Consider the following 17,674-nt stretch of genomic DNA (forward strand, 5'->3'; position numbering starts at 1 on the left):
GATATTGGCGAACCATCACGTGCGAAGAGGATAAGGACAACTAGCAGAGTGATCTCAAGGAACCTGTAATGACTGCATCATCTACGGCCGACAAGCTCGGCATCACACCGGAACGTCAGACCCACCTCAAGCAGCTTGAGGCCGAATCCATTCACATCATCCGTGAAGTGGCAGCGGAATTTGCCAATCCGGTCATGCTGTACTCCATCGGCAAGGATTCCGCCGTCATGCTGCACCTGGCGCGCAAGGCCTTTGCGCCGGGCGTGCCGCCGTTCCCGCTGATGCACGTCAACACCACCTGGAAATTCCAGGAAATGATCAAGTTCCGCGACGAGATGGCCGCGGAAGTCGGCATGGAGTTGATCGAGCACATCAACCAGGAAGGCGTCGCGGCGGGCATCAACCCGTTCGATCACGGCAGTGCCAAGTACACCGACATCATGAAGACCGCCGGTCTCAAGCAGGCACTCGACAAGCACGGCTTCGATGCCGCCTTCGGTGGCGCACGTCGTGACGAGGAAGCTTCACGCGCCAAGGAGCGCGTCTACTCCTTCCGCGATCAGTACCACCGCTGGGACCCCAAGAATCAGCGTCCGGAGCTGTGGAACATCTACAACTCCAAGATCAACAAGGGCGAGTCCATCCGCGTCTTCCCGCTCTCCAACTGGACCGAGCTGGACATCTGGCAGTACATCTATCTCGAATCCATCAAGATCGTGCCGCTTTACTACTCCGCCGTGCGCCCGGTGGTGAAGCGTGACGGCCTTGACATCATGGTCGATGACGATCGTCTGCCGCTGGCAGAAGGCGAAGTGCCGGAAATGAAGTCCGTGCGTTTCCGTACCCTGGGCTGCTACCCGCTGACCGGCGCCGTGGAATCCACCGCCGCGACCCTGCCGGAAATCATCCAGGAAATGCTGCTGACGCGTACCAGCGAGCGCTCCGGGCGTGCGATCGATCACGACCAGGCAGGCTCGATGGAGAAGAAGAAACGCGAAGGTTATTTCTAGGCCACGCGCCAGGTATCCGGCTCCGTCGCCAGCAACGGCGATGGCATGCCTCAAGGCAAGCAAGACTCTACAAAATTGACAGGACGAGGGATGTCCTCAGCGCTGGAAGCGTCGCGTCTCATACGCCACAAGACGCTCGCGCCGGACAGGCCTCGTTCAGGGAGAATGACAGTGTCACACCAGTCGACGATGATCGCGGAAAATATCGAAGCCTATCTCAAGGAACACGAGCAGAAAGACCTGCTGCGTTTCATCACCTGCGGCAGCGTGGATGACGGCAAGTCGACCCTGATCGGTCGCCTGCTCCACGACTCCAAGATGATCTATGAAGATCAGCTGGCCGCCATCACCCGCGATTCCAAGAAGAGCGGTACCACCGGCAAGGTCGACCTGGCACTGCTGGTCGATGGCCTGCAGTCCGAGCGTGAGCAGGGCATCACCATCGATGTCGCCTACCGCTACTTCTCGACCGACAAGCGCAAGTTCATCATCGCCGATACCCCGGGGCACGAGCAGTACACCCGCAACATGGCGACCGGGGCTTCCACCGCGAGCCTGGCGATCATCCTGATCGATGCGCGTTATGGCGTGCAGACCCAGACCCGTCGCCACAGCTACATCTGCTCGCTGCTGGGCATTCAGCACCTGGTGGTTGCGGTCAACAAGATGGATATCGTCGACTACTCCCAGGAACGCTTCGACGAGATCGTCGCGGACTACAAGGCGTTCGCCAAGGACCTGGAAGTCCCTGATATCCGCTTCGTGCCGCTGTCCGCGCTGGAAGGCGACAACGTCGTCTCCATCAGCGAGCACACCCCGTGGTACGACGATGCCGCCACCTACGAGGCGCGTCCGCTGATGGACATCCTCGAGACCGTCGATGTCACCGAGGACAGCAACCTGACCGACCTGCGCTTCCCGGTGCAGTACGTCAACCGCCCGAACCTCAACTTCCGTGGCTACTGCGGCACCCTGGCTGCCGGTACCGTCTCACCGGGCCAGCAGATCAAGGTTCTGCCCTCCGGCAGCACCTCCACCGTTGAACGCATCGTCACCTTCGATGGCGATCTCGACATCGCCTGGCCGGGCCAGGCCGTCACGCTGACGCTGACCGACCAGATCGATATCTCGCGTGGCGACATGATCGTTGCCGAAGATTCCGATCTGGAGCCGTGCACCGCCTTCACCGCGGACGTGGTGTGGATGCATGAGGACCCGCTGATCGTCGGCAAGGAATACGAGCTCAAGCTCGGCACTTCCAGTGTCATCGGTCGCGTCGGTCGCATCATCCACCAGACCGACGTCAACACCATGGCGCGCAATGAAGCGGAGAACATCCCGCTCAACGGCATCGCCCGCGTGCAGGTTGAGTTGACCCAGCCGCTGGCCATGGACAGCTACCAGCGCTCACCGCATACCGGCAGCTTCGTGTTCATTGACCGTCTGTCCAACATCACCATCGGTGCGGGCATGGTCAAGGAGACCCTGAGCGCCAGCAACATCGTGTGGCACGACATGGCGGTCACCAAGCAGCGCCGCGCCGATCGCAACAAGCAGAAGCCGTGCATCATCTGGTTCACTGGCCTGTCCGGTGCCGGCAAGTCCACCGCCGCCAATGCGCTGGAACGTCAGCTGTTCGCCATGGGCTACAACACCTACCTGCTGGACGGCGACAATGTGCGTCACGGCCTGTGTGGTGACTTGGGCTTCAGCGAAGACGATCGCGCTGAGAACATCCGTCGTGTCGGCGAAGTCGCCAAGTTGATGGTCGATGCCGGCATGATCACCCTGGTCAGCTTCATCTCGCCGTTCCAGGCCGATCGCCAGACCGTGCGTGACATGGTCGGCACCGACGAGTTCATCGAAGTCTTCGTCAACACGCCGATCAGTGTCTGCGAAGAGCGCGATCCCAAGGGCCTGTACCGCAAGGCGCGTGCCGGTGAGATCAGTGACTTCACCGGCATCAGCTCGCCGTATGAAGCGCCGGAGAACCCGGAAATCGAGATCAACACGGGTGAACTGAGCCTCGAGCAGACCGCACTCAAGCTGGTCAATCAGCTCAAGCACTACAACGTCATCGGCTGATGCATTCACGCCGATCAGCCCTCGCCGCAAGGCGGGGGCGTTTGCCGTTTCAGGACTCACATATGACTTTATCCCGATTCAAACAGCGCTTGCCGAGTATCTTGCGACAGTAAGCAGGCCCCCAGCTCGCTTAACGTCTCGAGGCGTTCAAGCAGGAAGCGGACGTCATCCTGAGCAATCGCATGGCGGAAGAGCTCGCTGATGTGGTCGATAAGGTCTACACCCGCGATCTGTTCGGCAACGATTGATACTGTGTTCTGGCTTGCCAACGAAAACGCCGCATCCTCGTGATGCGGCGTTTTCGTACGGGCTCACAGGGAACGGGATAGAGGGAGCAGGTGATGACTTTCATGCTGCGCGCCTGATGCTAAGGAGGAGGGCAGTTGTGTCAGGCTATCCCGCTCATCAAGCTCACGATGACTCTCTGTCGAATTCGGCCGAGTTGCCCGTATCACCGTTCACATCGTCATCATTGGATCAGGAAGGCCAGGTATGCCGCCATTCGCTTCTGCTGCGCGCTCGGATTCATCCGGAGTTGCTCCGTATTTTTCCCCTATGATCTCGCGCGCCGTTTCCTGCAGTGTCTTCCTGTTCGGCTTGCTCAGCCTGGTGATGCCTTCTGGCTATAGCCTCGGACCGGCGTTGCTGGTGTTGATCAGTGGCTATTGCTTGCTGCGAGAGCCGCGCGCGCTGTTGGGGGCCGCCCACAAGGAAGACCTGGCAGTGATCGTCGTGGTGGCAGGCCTCGCGGCCCTGTTGCTGGTGAGCATCTTGCTGCAGGGGGATGCATGGCAGACGACAGGCGTGCCGATTCGTCTGTTGCTGGCCGTGCCGGTGCTGGTGCTGGTGTTGTCGTGCCCACCCTCGCTCGGGGCCATGTGGGGCGGGTTGATCTTCGGCAGTGTGCTGACCGGCAGTTGGGCGATGTGGCAGAAGCTGGTGTGGGGTGTGCATCGTGCGGGTGGCTTCACCAATACCATCAACTTCGGCGATATCTGCATGTTGATGGGGCTGATGTGTCTGGCAGGCCTTGGTTGGGCGATGCGCCAGGCGGGAGCACGACGGCGCTATTGGTTGCTGGCGCTTCTGATCGGTGGCGCATTCGGCATCATCGGCTCCTTGATGTCGGGGACGCGCGGCGGTTGGATCGGCTTCCCGTTTGCCGCCTGGGTGCTGTATCGCAGTTATGGTGAGGTGATCTCGCGGCGTGTGTTGCGGTTGGGCGTCTTCATGTGTGCCGGGGTGATCGCCTTGATGGTGATGACGCCGGCGACCGGTATCCAGCAACGTGTCGAAGCCGGCGTCTCGGATGTCACGAAGTACGTGGAGGACCGCAATGCCGGCACCTCGGCGGGGGCGCGTCTCGAGATGTGGCGAGGCGCCGTGCTGATGATTGCCGAGCAGCCGTGGCTGGGCAGGGGCGAGACAGGATATGCCGAGGCGCGTGATGCGATGATCGAACAGGGCGAGCTGAACCGCCATGTGCAGCCGTATGAGCATCCCCATAACGAGTTTCTCGATGCGTGGGTCAAGCGCGGGTTGTTGGGGCTGCTTGCGTTGCTGGCCCTCTATCTGGTGCCGCTGCGCCTCTTCTATCGTCGCCTGGACAGTGACGACCTGACATTGCGCTCACTGGCTGTCGCCGGGGTACTGCTGCCGCTGACCTTCCTCGACTTCGGGATGACCTGGGTGATGTTCTCCCAGGCCAGCGGCGTGATGGTCTACGCCTACTGGCTGGCGATCGTCTGGGGTACGTTGCGCGCCCATGAGCGTCGCCTTGAGTCAGCGCCGCCCGCCGCTTGTGATAAAGCCCAAGCCAAGCATGGCTGATCGGGATGTCTGCATGGAATGTCAGACCTGAAGAGGCGACAGCTTTCAGCGCTCTTGAGATTCAGCCCTTGGCGCTCTGGTGATTCGACGCTCAGGCGATTCGAGACTCTGGAGAGGCTTTGACCTGAGCACGCACGGGGTCTACAGTACGCGCAAATTTGAGCAGTCGCTCACGAATATTGACGAGCGGTGAAGCCTATTGCCTTGCCGCTCAGGAGAATGGATATGCAAGACAAGCTCAAGATCGACATCGTCTCCGATGTGGTGTGCCCGTGGTGCATCATTGGCTACAAGCGCCTCGAGAGCGCCATTCAGTTACTGGGCCTGGAAGACAAGGTCGAGATCGAATGGCAGCCCTTCGAGCTGAACCCGGACATGCCGGCCCATGGCGAGAATCTGCGCGCGCACTCTGAACGCAAGTACGGCACCACGCCCAAGGGCAGTGTCGAGGCGCGCCAGAACCTCGCCAACCTGGCCGCTGAGGAAGGGCTGGTCTTCAACTACTTCGACGACATGCGCATGGTCAATACCTTCGAGCTGCACGTACTGCTCGAGTACGCCGCCGAGCAAGGCATGCAGCATGACCTGATGATGCAGTTCTTCGCGGACTTCTTCACGCTGCAGAAGGATATGTCGGACCGCGCCGTGATGGCGGACTCGCTGGCAGCAGTTGGACTGGATGCCACGGAAGGGCTCGCGCAGCTCGATGACGCCGAGGCACGTGAGCAGGTCGTCCAGCATGAGAACCACTGGAAGCAGATGGGGATCTCCAGCGTGCCGACCTTCGTCTTCAACCGCCGCAGTGCCCTGAGCGGTGCTCAGCCCAAGGAAGTGTTCGAGCAGGTGCTGAGCGAACTGATGGCTGAGCAGTCTTGAGCCACTGACGCCTGGCTCCGCCACTGACTCCTGTCGTGACAAAAACGCGGCCCCGCTGAAAAGCAGGGCCGCGTTTTTCGTTGTGAGGTGTGTCAGCCGTCAAGGCGTTGAGAAATCTCGGTCAGACTGGGCTCACAGCTCTGGTCAAAGCCCCGCCTTGATATTGCTCAGCTGCTGCATGAGCGTGTCGAGGACGGCGTCGACCTGCGCTTCGGTGTGCTCGCAGGACAGGAAGAAGCGCAGTCGCGCGCTCTTCTCCGGCACGGCGGGGTGCAGGATGGGCTGGACGTTGAAGCCTGCCTCGAAAAGCTGGTTGGAGAGGCGAGCGGCCACCAGCGAGCTGCCCAGAATCACCGGCACGACGGCAACGCCCAGGCTGTCGCCGACATCGAGCCCCAGTGCGCGGGCGCGCTTGAGGAAGTAGCCGGAGACATCGTGCAAACGTGCGATGCGCTGTCTGGCGTCGTCGCCCTGGAGCAGTTCGAGAATCTTCAGCGAGGGGGCGGCGACCTGCGCTGGCATGCCCACCGAGTAGAGGAAGCCCGGCGCGAAGTAGCGCAGCATGCTGACCAGTTCCTTGCAGCCGGCGATATAGCCACCGCAGCCGGACAGCGTCTTGCTCATCGTGCCCATCCAGATATCGACGTCACGCGCAGCGATGTCGTAATGCTCTCTCAGGCCGAGACCGCGCTCGCCGAGCACGCCGAAGGAGTGGGCTTCGTCGACCATCAGCCAGCAGCGGTACTTCTGCTTGAGGGCGATCAGGCGCGGCAGGTCCGGCACGTCGCCGTCCATGCTGTAGAGGCCTTCGGTGACGATCAGCACGCGCTCGAACTTGCCCCGCTGGGCACGCAACAGCGCTTCCAGCGCGTCCGGGTCATTGTGCGCGAAGGGCATGCGGCGGGCGCCGGACAGCTGGGCGCCGACCAGCGAGCTGTTGTGGATCCACTCGTCATGCAGGATCAGGTCCTTCGGCCCGAGCAGATAGCCCAGCGTGGAGACATTGGTGGCGTGACCACTGACGAAGACCACCGCATCCTCGACGTCGTAGGTGCGCGCGACGGCGGCTTCCAGCTGCTGGTGGATCGGGCGCTCACCGGAGACCGCGCGTGAGGCCGACACCGAAGTGCCATAGTGCGCGGCAGCGTCCGCCGCGGCCTTGACCACTTCCGGATGACGCGAGTAGTCGAGGTAGTTGTAGCTGGCAAAGTTGACCAGCTCACGCCCCTCGATACGCGTCGTGGCACCGGCACAGCCTTCATGCACGCGGAAGAAGGGCTCCGGCACGCCAAAAGCGGCGCCGGCCTGCTGCATCATGCTGAGTTGCTGATAGCCGGGTTGGCGATCGAAGCGCACGAAATCATCACTGATCTCCAGCGGTGATGCGCTCTTGTGGGCGAAGATATCCTCATCATTCGACTGCGTATTGGCCGGGCGAGTGCGGCGCGCACGCGCCTTGTCGAGCAGTTGCTGCTTCATGTCACTGGCGGATGAACCGGGGGAATTGCGGGTTGCCAAGAGTCGAGTTCCTTACACATGTGATGCTGACCCAAAAACGGGCGCAAGAGCCTTGGCTCTCCGCCCGTCGGGTATCTTCAAGCTGATCGTGTGCGCTGACGAGGCATGGGCCTTGGCGAGAGCGGGGACTGCTGTCAGGGCCCGATCTGGCGATGTCCGCCTGCCTGTCACCGTTGCGCGAATGGGTCGACGTTACGCCAAGATGGCGCATGGCACCAGCCCACACCTGCCATCCGGCATCAAGGCGTGGGCTGGGCACAGGGTGGAGGTGGCTACTTGCTGACCATCTCTCCCCGCTCTGTCAGCGTGGCCGTCTCGCCGCCATGCTGCTTCACCAGCTGCGCCATGGCCTGGTCTTCGGAGTTGCTTTCGGCTTCCTCGCCGTCGGCATTGCCCATCTTGTGCATCAGGCGCTCCGCGAGTCGCCACAGGGTGGCGGCTTCACTGATCATCATCACCGGAATGCTGATCCCCAGGCGTGCCTCGACCGCCGTCATCAGCTCGACCCCCATCAGCGAGTCGAAGCCCATGTCGTAGACGCTCTTGTTGACGTCGATGGCGCTGGCGTCGATCAACAGAATCTTGCTCAGCTCGCCCTTGAGAATCTCGACGATGGCGGTCTGCAACGCTTCGCCGCTCAATCCCGCCAGTGCCGCGGCGATATCATCCTGCTGCGCCTGGCTGTTGTCATCCTCACCGGCGCGGCGGGCGATTTCCTCGAAGCGCGGCGTGGCGGCGGTCGGCAGGAAGCGTGCAAGCGCGCCCCAGTCCAGTTCCAGCACGCCCAGCGAGCGACCCGGCAGGCCGAGTGCCTGGGCCTGCTGATCCGCACTGATCATTTCGCCGAGACAGGCCAGCGCGTGGTCTGCCATCAGTGCATCGCCGCCGAGGCGATTCTTGAGTGCTTCACGGGTCTTCTCGTTGCGTGCCAGGAAGCCGGCATCCTCGATCGCGCCCCAGCGTGCGCAGGTGGCGGGCAGGCCACGTGCACGACGGTGGGCGGCGAGCCCTTCCAGCCAGTGGTTGGCCGCCACGTAGACGCTCTGTCCCGGGTTGCCGAACAGGGTGGTGGCCGAGGAGTAGAGCACGAAGAAGTCCAGCGCATGCTCGGCACTCAGGCGATCCAGCAGGCGCGCACCTTCCAGTTTCGGCGTCATCACGCGCTGGATGCGCTCGGCATCGAGATGGCGAATCAGCGCATCATCGATCACCGCAGCGGCATGGATGATGCCCTTGAGCGGGGCGATACCATCGCCATCAGCGGACTTGCCGAAGCGTGCGAACACCTTTGATAACGCGGCGTCATCGGCGACATCACAGGCCAGCGCATGTACGTTCACGCCCTGGGCCTCGAGTCGCGCGACACCTTGCTGCGCTTCCTCACTGGCCGCGCCGGAGCGCCCGAGCAGGACCAGCTCACGCGCGCCCATCGCGGCCAGCCACTCGGCGCTGCGCAGGCCAAAGCCGCCCAGACCGCCGGTGACCAGATAGCTGCCAGCCGGGTCGATCGTCAGTGTCTTTTGATTGGCCGCTAATGCGTCGCGCTGAGTGGACACTGCACTTGCACCCGCCCCCGCACTTGTCTGTTCAGCGGCGTGTTCGGCGACGCGCTGAGTGACGACGACCTTGCCGATCTGGCGGGCCTGCTGCATGTAGCGGAAGGCCTCGACCACCTGACTGGCATCGAAGGTGGTGTAGGGCAGCGGCGCCAGGGTGCCGTCCTCGAACAGCGCCATCATCTCGCGGAACAGACGCGTGGTCAGGCCCGGGCATTCCTTCATCAGCTGATCGGAATCGATCCCGAAGTAGCTGAGGTTATTGCGGAACGGGCGCAGCCCCATCGGGGTGTTCTCGTAGAAGTCGCGCTTGCCCAGCTCACAGAAGCGTCCGAACGGCTTGAGCACGCGCAGATTCTGGGCGATGGCTTCACCGGCCAGCGAGTTGAGCACCACATCGACACCGCGCGCATCGACAGACGGATCACGCTGCTGACGTGCGGCGAGATCGGCCAGGATATCCTCGGCGAAGCCATGGCTGCGCGAGTCATAGACGTTGTCGATGCCCATCAGCGCCAGGAAGTCGCGCTTGGCTGGCGAGCCGACGGTGGCGAACACCTCGGCGCCCAGCCACTCGGCGATCTGCAATGCCGCGATGCCCACGCCGCCGGCGGCGCCGTGAATCAGTACCTTCTCGCCTTCTTCCAACCGCGCCAGATGCTTGAGCGCGTAGTAGACGGTGAAGAAGGTGGTCGGGATGGTCGCCGCAGCTTCCAGACTGACGCCGTGGGGCACATGGGCCAGCGCCGTGTCGGCGATCACCAGGCGGTCGGAGAAGCTGGCCGGGCCGAAGCCGACCACGCGCTCGCCAACCTTGAATTCGGCATTGGCGCCGGCCTGAGTGACGATGCCGGAGAACTCGAGTCCCAGGCTCGGGCCGGAGAAGCCGTGTTCGATGGCTTCATCCGACAGCAGGCCGAGGGTGTACATGACATCGCGGAAGTTGAGACCGGTTGCCTCGACACGCACCTCGACTTCGCCGGCTGCCACGGCGGGCAGAATGCGTGGCTGCCATTCCAGATTGCGCAATTGACCGGGCTGGCTGAAGCCGAGGCTGACGCCGTGTCGCTGAGCGCCTGAGGTCTGCGAGCCTGAGATCTGCGAGAGGGAGCTCTCGCCACCAATGGCCTGCTGAGGCGCTGCTACCTGACGCAGACGTGTCGCGAAGCGCGCGCCAGTGGCATCCAGCACCACTTCCTGTTCGTGGTCCGGCGCTTCGAGTTCCTGCACCAGCGCGTCCATCAAGGCCGGCATGCAGGCGGCATCGTGCTCCAGCGTCGGCGTATCCAGCAGGCGAATGGCCAGCGACTGGCTCTCGTTGGCCAGACTGCGCGCAAAGCCCCAGCTGGCCGCATCCGCCGGAGGAGTCGCTGCGGGGGCGCCATCTGTCTGCCATAGCGTCGCCACGTCATGTGTCAGCACCCACAGGGTCGGGGCCACGCGGCTGTCGTCCTGCTCCTGGGCGCTGTCAAAGGCCTGGGCGACTTGCGTCAGTAGCTGTTGGCGTGCGCACTGGAGGGCGTTGGTGCTGCCCGTATCATTCTGCTCAGCTGTCGCCGCAGCGCTGGGCAGCGCGATCAGGTGATCAACGTCGCCAAGCTGCTCGATCAATGCGGAGACGTTGGCTGGAAGAGTGGCTGACAGGCGCTGATGGCTGACCTGATGACCACGCGCGGTCAGTGAGTCGCTCAAGCGCGTCAGCAGTGCCTGTTCCGCCGGTGCCTGCGGGCAATCCAGCAACGCGATGGAGAGCGTGGCAGCCTGGCTTTCTGAGGCTAAGCTTGCCACTGATTCACTCTCGATTGATTCACCTGCCGCCGTCTGGTCTTCAGCGGTATTCGCAAGAGCCGCAAGCGGTGCCTGAGCGGCAAGCGTCGCGGACAGCCACCAGGCGCCTGAAGTTTCAGTACCCAGGTGATCGCTGGCCAGGCTATCGCTGGCAGGCGCTGGTGACTCGATGTCGAGGCCCAGCTGGGTCAAGAGACGCTGCCATTGCACGATGCCCGGATGGCTGCGCAGCTGCTCACCATCATCGAGGGCTAGAATCGGCCCGGCCCAGGCCGCCGGTTCACAGCCACACAGCAGCAGCTGCGCGCCGGGGGCCAGACGGGCGATCAGCGCCGTCAGCAGCTCGCGCGCCTGTGACGGTGCCTCGAAGTCCAGATGCACGATGGCGAGCTGCGTCTTGTGGGTCGTGGCGGTGTCCTGGAAGTCCTCGCCCGCGATCACGTCGATCAGCGGCAGGTCATCCTGCAGGCGATTGGCTTCACTGAGGGCGCCGGCACTGGCCGCCACGAAGCGGTAATCCAGCGCCGCGTAGCGACCGTTGCGTGCATCCGCCTCGCGCAGTGTCGCGAGACGCTGGCCCAGCCAGGGGCCGCCGGCACCCAGCTCCAGCACATCGAGGCGCTGGCCGGCAGGCAGGGCGGCAAGCGCGCTGCTGATGCGTTGATCGAGCTGTGCGCTCAACCACTGCCAGCCGGCATTGCCGACCGCCGTCTTGAGCAGCGTCGGGATTAGCGGCTGGCGCAGATGCTCCAGTGCGGCACTGGCGTCCGTCGAGAGCAGCGCCTCGCGGTCTGCCACCACTTCATCAGCGGTGCCGTCCAGCTGAGCCCCTTCTGTCTGAGTCCCTGCTGACTGAGTGCCACCCAACGAAAGCCCTTCTGAATGAGCGCCGTACAACGGCATGCCGCGATTGAGCCATTCATCCAGATGCAGGTGCAGGCGTCCGGCGGCATGCGTCAACGGGAACTGGCCCGGGTAGTCGCGTACCAGCAGCTGCCAGATGTCATTGGCGGCGGGCAGGTCCAGCGAGTTGATCTGCCAGTCGCCGCTGTCGAGTGCTTCCGTCAGACCTTGTGACTCGGCCCAGTCGAGCAGGGCACGGCTGAACAGCGGACAACGGCGCTGCCAGCGCGACAGCGCCTCGTGATCGAGATGGGCCAGCTCCGGGTCGCCCGGCGCGGCGTGACGCAGCAGGGTCTCGTGGACGCTGGCGAGCATCAGGCTGTCGAGCAGCGGCTCCAGCTCATCGCGGAAGCATTGGCTGTCGGCCAGCAGCGTCTGTGCGCTGGCGGCCGCGTCGCTCTCAGCAACATTTTCGCCAACACTCTCACCAACATTCGCATCACCATCCTCACCGTCATCGGCAGCCTCTGTGGCCTGCATGGCGTCATTCACCAGGCCTGCGAGATCCAGCGCCGGCGCGGACGGCTGAGTGCGCGGGTGCGGGGCGGCAGTCAGTTCGATATCCAGGTAATCCAGATGCGCCGTGCCATCACGTCCCAGGCGTACGGCGCGGAAGCGGGCCTCTTCGGCCACGGCCACGGCGCGGCCTTCGGCATCGAACAGCTCGAAGTCGGCACACAGGGAGTGCGGGCCACGCGAGCGCAGCACGACACGCGCGGTGACGATCTGCGAGGCACGTACCTGCTCACGCACCTGCAGGCGACCGACACGCACCGGCACGAAGGCCATGCCATTGCTGGCCGCCATCTGGCCCTTGAGCACGCCCAACAGCGGAATGAACAGCTGGAAGGCGCTGTCGAGCACGCCGGGGTGCAGGTGGAAGTCGGCATCCTGGCTGGCCATTTCCTCGGTCAGCGAGAAACGGGCCAGCACCTGCGGACGCGCAGTGCCCGGTGTGTGATGATCGGCGCCCGCATCGACCCAGATCTGCTCGGCGGCGCGGAAATGCGGGCCGTAATGCAGGCCGAGTTGCGCGGCAGCCGCCACGTGCTCATCGCGCCCGAAATCGGCGGCGCGAGTCGGCATGATCGGGGCGGCTCGCTCCAGCAGGCGTCCACGTGTGGCGGTGAAGGCGCGCGCCACGGCGTGCAGATTCCACTTGTCGGCATCTTCCGCGCGTGTCTCACGACTCTCCAGACGCATGGCGCCATTGGCGCTGTCCAGCGACAGGCGGGTCAGACGCAGCGTGCTGTCATCGAGCAGCAGCGGGGCGCGAATCTCGAAGTCTTCCAGATCCAGCACGTCGGGCAGGCTGCCCGCATCGGCGCTGGCGGCCTGCCATTCGTGGGCGGCGGCCAGGCATTGCTCCAGATAGCCGGCCCCCGGGAAGACGGCACTCTCGCCGACCTGGTGATCGGCCAGCCACGCGACCTTCTGGGTGTCGAGCTGGGCTTCCCAGGTCAGACGCTGCTGGGCGAGACGATAGCCGAGCAGCGGATGTACGTAATGACGATCCAGCAGACGCTGGCTTTCGCTGGTGGTCTGGATCCAGCACGGGATGCGTTGCCACGGGTAGCTTGGCAGCTCGACGAACTGACCGGCGACCGGGAACAGGCCGGTGATGTCGACGGCGCCGGAAAGCAGCACGCGACCGCGCAGATGCTCCAGGGCATCTAGCCCAGCATGGCGACGGTCGAGACTGGCGAGCACCTGGCCGGCGGGCGCCTCGTCACTGCGCGCCTTGAGGATGTCGTTCAGGTAGCTGCGCAGGATCGGGTGCGCGCCGATCTCGACCAGCAGGCGATGGCGGCCGAGGGCAGCGTTCTCTTCCGCGTCGGAGTGCCAGTTGACCAGCGAGGTGACGGCGGCCTCGAACATGACCGGTTGACGGATGTTCTCCCACCAGTAGCGTGCATCCAGCTGCTCGCCGGCAATGACGCTGCCGGTCACGGTGGAGATGAACGGGGTATGGGTGGCGCGGGGCGTCAGGCCGTCGAGGGATTCGAGCAGGCCGGGCTTGATCGGGTCCATCGCTGGGCTGTGGAAGGCGTAATCCAGCCCCAGCACCCGCGCGAAGGTGCCCTGGGCGGAGAGCTCCTTGCTCAGCGCTTCCAGCAGCTCACGCTCGCCGGCCAGGGTGGTGCCGCGTGGGCCATTGATGCCGGCCAGCGACAGCGACGCCCATTGCGGCTGCTCCAGCCACTCACGCATCTCGCACTCGCCGAGACCGACGGCCATCATCGCGCCGGTGCCACGGGTGCGCCCTTGGTGGTAGCTGCGTTGGAAGATGACGCGGGTGGCCTGTTCGAGCGTCAGCGCGCCACTGGCCCAGGCGGCAGCGACTTCGCCGACACTGTGGCCGGTGACGGCAGCGGGGCGGATACCGCGCTCGATCAGCCACTCGGTGACCGCGACCTGCAACGCGAACAGCGTCGGCTGGGCGATCTCGGTGGCGTCCAGGCGGTTCTCGCCTTTCTCGCTCAGGCTGCCGTCCAGCTCCTTGAGCAGCTCGAAGCCATTGAAGTCGCGGAAGGCGACATCGAGGCGTTCAAGACAGGCGCGCACGCTGGCGGATTCTTCCAGCAGGGCACGGCCCATGCCGGCCCACTGGCAGCCATTGCCGGAATATACGAACACCGGGCCGCGCTCCTGCTGCACGCTGCTGACGGCGTTTGCGCCATGGCGTGGCGATGCACCATTGTCGCTGGCGCTGGGCAATGCCGGCAGACGGTCCGCCAGGGTGATGCGCGGATGGTCACCGAGATCCCCTTCGCTGCCGAGGGTGTCGAGATCCTCAAGCAGGGTGGTGAAGGTGTCTGCGCTGAGCAGGGCGCCATGCACATGGTGCTCGCGGCGGGCGGCCAGCTGCCAGGCGAGATCGTAGAGGCTTGGCGCCATGTCGTGGGCGGCCAGCTCACGCAGGTGCGTTGCCAACTCCAGCGCGGATTGCTTGAGCGCCTGCGGGGAACGGGCGCTCAGGCGCAGCGGCGGCGTCTGTTCACCTTCAGTGTGCGGTTGCGCTACAGACTGCTCGGGGGCACTTTCCAGCAGCACGTGGGCATTGGCGCCACCGAAGCCGAAGGAGTTGACCCCGACGACCAGACGGCCGTCCGCCTTGAGCTTGCGCGGCTGGGTGACGATATCCAGATTCCACTCGTCGGTACGAATCTTCGGATTCAAGCGCTGGATCTTGATCGTCGCGGGCACTTCACGGTGCGCGATCACGCCGAGTGCCTTGGCCAGGCCTGCCACGCCAGAGGCGGTTTCCAGGTGACCCATGTTGCTCTTGATCGAGCCGATCGGCAGCGGGTTGGAGCGCTTCTGGCCGATGGCGGCACCGATGGCGCGGGTTTCCAGCGGGTCACCGACTGCGGTGCCGGTACCGTGGGCCTCGAGGTAGTCGATCTCGTCCGGGCTGATGCCGGCCTGCTCGCAGGCCTGTTCCATCAACTGGATCTGCGCCGCCGGGTTGGGCACGGTCAGGCCGGACTTGTAGCCATCGGTATTGACCACGGAAGAGGCCACCACGGCGAGAATGCGATCGCCATCGGCGATGGCCTGATCGAGATCCTTGAGCAGGAAGACGCCGCCGCCTTCGGAGCGCGCGTAGCCGTCACCGGCCTCATCGAATACCTGACAGCGGCCGGTCTTCGACAGCATCGTGGCCTTGGAGAAGATCAGGAAGCCGTAGGGATGCAGGTGCAGACTGATGCCGCCGGTCAGCGCCATGTCGGTCTCGCCGCTTCTGATCGACTGGCAGGCCTGATGGAAGGCGACCATTGAAGAAGAGCAGGCGGTATCCAGCGACAGGCTCGGGCCATGCAGGTCGAAGGCATACGACAGGCGGTTGGAGGCCACGCTGGAGGTATTGCCGGTCGCGGTATTCGGGCCGATGGCGCTGAGGTCATCCGCCATGCGATAGGAATAATCCAGGCTCGCGATACCCATGAAGACACCACAGCGTGAGCCGCGCATCTTCTCGGCCGGGATGCCGGCGTGCTCGATGGCTTCCCAGCTCATCTCCAGCAGCATGCGTTGCTGAGGGTCCATGCTGGCGGCTTCGCGCGGGCTGATGCCGAAGAAGGCGGGATCAAAGCCCGTGATGTCGCCCAGTGAACCTGCGGCGAAGCTGTAGCTCATGCCCGGGACTTTCTTGTCCGGGTGCGAGAGAGATTCCTTGCTCCAGCGGTCGTCGGCGACTTCGGTCACCATGTCCTTGCCGGCCAGGAGGTCGTCCCACAGGGTGGCCTGAGTGGTGCCGGGGAAACGGCTGGCTGCGCCGATGATGGCAACGCGTCGGGTCATGACAAGCTCCTGAACTTCTGAGTCACGGCACTGTGGCGAGCATGTTTCGCGGTCGCCTTCAGCAGCGCACTTCCTAATGTATCGATATTGATGACGCGCGGGTCGCCCTTGCGGCATTGCTCGTCAGTCTTGAAAGGCCCTTCGCAGTCGAGGGCCCACTCCATCAGCTGCGGGTCCTTGTCGCGCACGGCCGCCATGGTCTGGCGGGCGGTGTCGTCGGACTCCGGCAGGGCGCTGGACCAGATGAAGCTGTCGGTCACGCCATTGGGCTCGCCCAGGGTCGTATAGACCTCGGGCATGATCGGCACATGGTCTCCATAGAAACACAGCAGCCCGCCGCGCGGCAGTCGCGCCAGCGCGGTGGTGAGCTGATCGATCATCGCGTCGGCATTCACCAGATGACGCAGATAGATGCCAAGCTCCTGACAGTTCTCCGGCAGGTCTCCGTCGTACCACTCCGCCAGACGTGCGCTGTCGAAGGTTTCCAGATGCAGCGGGCCGTGATTCTCCATGGTGATCACCTGGATGAACAACGGCGTGTCGCCGGCTTCCAGCAGGCAGTCTTCCACCTTGGCGGCCACGGCGGCATCGCTGATGTACTGGCCGCTCTTGTCGGCATCACTGAAGTGGGCGATGTCGAGGAATTCATCGAAACCGAGCTGTTTCAGCACCTGATTGCGCAGATAGAAGGTACCGGGATAGGGATGGATGCACAGCGTGCGATAGCCCATTGCCTTGTAGCTGGCGGCCAGATTGGGCACGGCGCGACGCGCCAGCTGATGGTAAGGGTTGAACTGGTGCACGCCGAGCTCTTCGGCGGTCAGCCCCGTCAGAAAGGCGGTTTCGGTGCGCACGGTATTGGCGCCCCAGGCCGGCACGGCCAGACGGCCACACGGCAGGCCCTGGGCCAGGGCGGTGAAGTGGCAGCGGTCCAGGTTCGGCAGCAGGTCGTCACGTACCCGGGGATAGACGCGGCGGGCATCGAAGAAGGATTCGCTCTGCACGCTGACCACATGGGGCAGTGTCTTGGGGGCGTCCCCATCATCGAGTTCGCGCAAGGTGGCGTCGAGCTCGCGCTGTGCCTCCTCCAACGGATTGCGCAGCGGCGTCAGCGGGCGACGCGACAGCCGCGCATAGGCCAGCAGGTAGGCCACCATGCCCAGCTCGCTGAGGTCGAACTCGGGGACCAGCATCACCTTGCTGGCCAGACGGTTGCCCAGAGCGTAGGTCAAGACGCTCGCGCCGAGCAGAACGCTGATCAACGGCACCAGCCATAGAGCGGCGTTGCCTGAGTAGGCGGCGGAGAAGCCCAGTGCGGGCTCGAGCCAGAGCCCCAGACCGATCGCCAGCGCCCCGGCCGTGGTCGCGGCGATGGTCAGCCCGATGCCGAAGAAGGGGATGTACAGGCGCGGGTGCTTGATGGCGTCGGTGAAGTACTCGAAGTCCTGGCTGAGGAAGGGTTCGCGCAGCGACACGTACTTGGTGTGGCTGACCTGCAGCACCACCAGCCACAGCGCATTGACGACGATCAGCGAGAACCAGGGCCGCTGGGTGATCAAGGTGCACATTGACCAGCTGGCGCACCAGTACCCGACATGTGCCAGCCGGGCGCTGACGGGGCGACGCCAGAATGCGGCTGGCGGTGTCGTCATCTGTTTCAGCAGCAGATGCTCAAGCCCCAGCGTCAGCCCGAGGCCGACCAGCAGTGGCCCGGCCATGAAAGACACAAACGCAATGACAAACTCCATGTAATGCCGACCTCGTTAGCCTCTGCCGTCGCAGGGGCTGTGTAGTGTCCGGTCG

General features: G+C 64.0%; 7 protein-coding genes. 4 read left to right on the forward strand and 3 right to left on the reverse strand.

Annotated elements, in window-relative coordinates:
- Positions 1-68: 68 nt before the first annotated feature.
- The 4 genes from cysD to MSG32_RS03100 all read left to right on the forward strand — a co-directional run bounded on the left by cysD (position 69) and on the right by MSG32_RS03100 (position 5,801).
- Complete coding sequence (gene cysD / locus MSG32_RS03085) at positions 69-1,010, forward strand: sulfate adenylyltransferase subunit CysD (RefSeq protein WP_035158792.1); 942 nt, start codon at positions 69-71, stop codon at positions 1,008-1,010.
- A gap of 171 nt (positions 1,011-1,181) precedes the next feature.
- Positions 1,182-3,095, forward strand: coding sequence for a sulfate adenylyltransferase subunit CysN (gene cysN / locus MSG32_RS03090; RefSeq protein WP_248377543.1), 1,914 nt, complete (start codon positions 1,182-1,184; stop codon positions 3,093-3,095).
- A 492-nt stretch (positions 3,096-3,587) separates the two neighbouring features.
- A complete protein-coding gene (locus MSG32_RS03095; protein WP_248377545.1) occupies positions 3,588-4,925 on the forward strand; it encodes an O-antigen ligase family protein in 1,338 nt (445 codons plus the stop codon).
- 225 nt (positions 4,926-5,150) lie between these two features.
- Entirely contained in the window at positions 5,151-5,801 is a 651-nt protein-coding gene (locus tag MSG32_RS03100; protein WP_248377547.1) for a DsbA family oxidoreductase, read from the forward strand.
- Between the two features lie 144 nt (positions 5,802-5,945).
- Here the strand turns inward: MSG32_RS03100 and MSG32_RS03105 are convergent, their stop codons facing one another.
- The 3 genes from MSG32_RS03105 to MSG32_RS03115 all read right to left on the reverse strand — a co-directional run bounded on the left by MSG32_RS03105 (position 5,946) and on the right by MSG32_RS03115 (position 17,589).
- Entirely contained in the window at positions 5,946-7,280 is a 1,335-nt protein-coding gene (locus tag MSG32_RS03105; RefSeq protein WP_248378411.1) for an aminotransferase class I/II-fold pyridoxal phosphate-dependent enzyme, read from the reverse strand.
- A 311-nt stretch (positions 7,281-7,591) separates the two neighbouring features.
- Positions 7,592-15,871 (reverse strand): type I polyketide synthase, encoded by an 8,280-nt coding sequence (locus tag MSG32_RS03110; protein ID WP_248377549.1) that lies wholly within the window; start codon positions 15,869-15,871, stop codon positions 7,592-7,594.
- Positions 15,868-17,589 (reverse strand): LTA synthase family protein, encoded by a 1,722-nt coding sequence (locus MSG32_RS03115; RefSeq protein WP_248377551.1) that lies wholly within the window; start codon positions 17,587-17,589, stop codon positions 15,868-15,870. Before MSG32_RS03115 ends, MSG32_RS03110 begins: the two co-directional genes overlap by 4 nt.
- Positions 17,590-17,674: the final 85 nt, after the last annotated feature.

Source organism: Cobetia sp. 1CM21F, assembly GCF_023161745.1.
Classification (GTDB): domain Bacteria; phylum Pseudomonadota; class Gammaproteobacteria; order Pseudomonadales; family Halomonadaceae; genus Cobetia; species Cobetia amphilecti.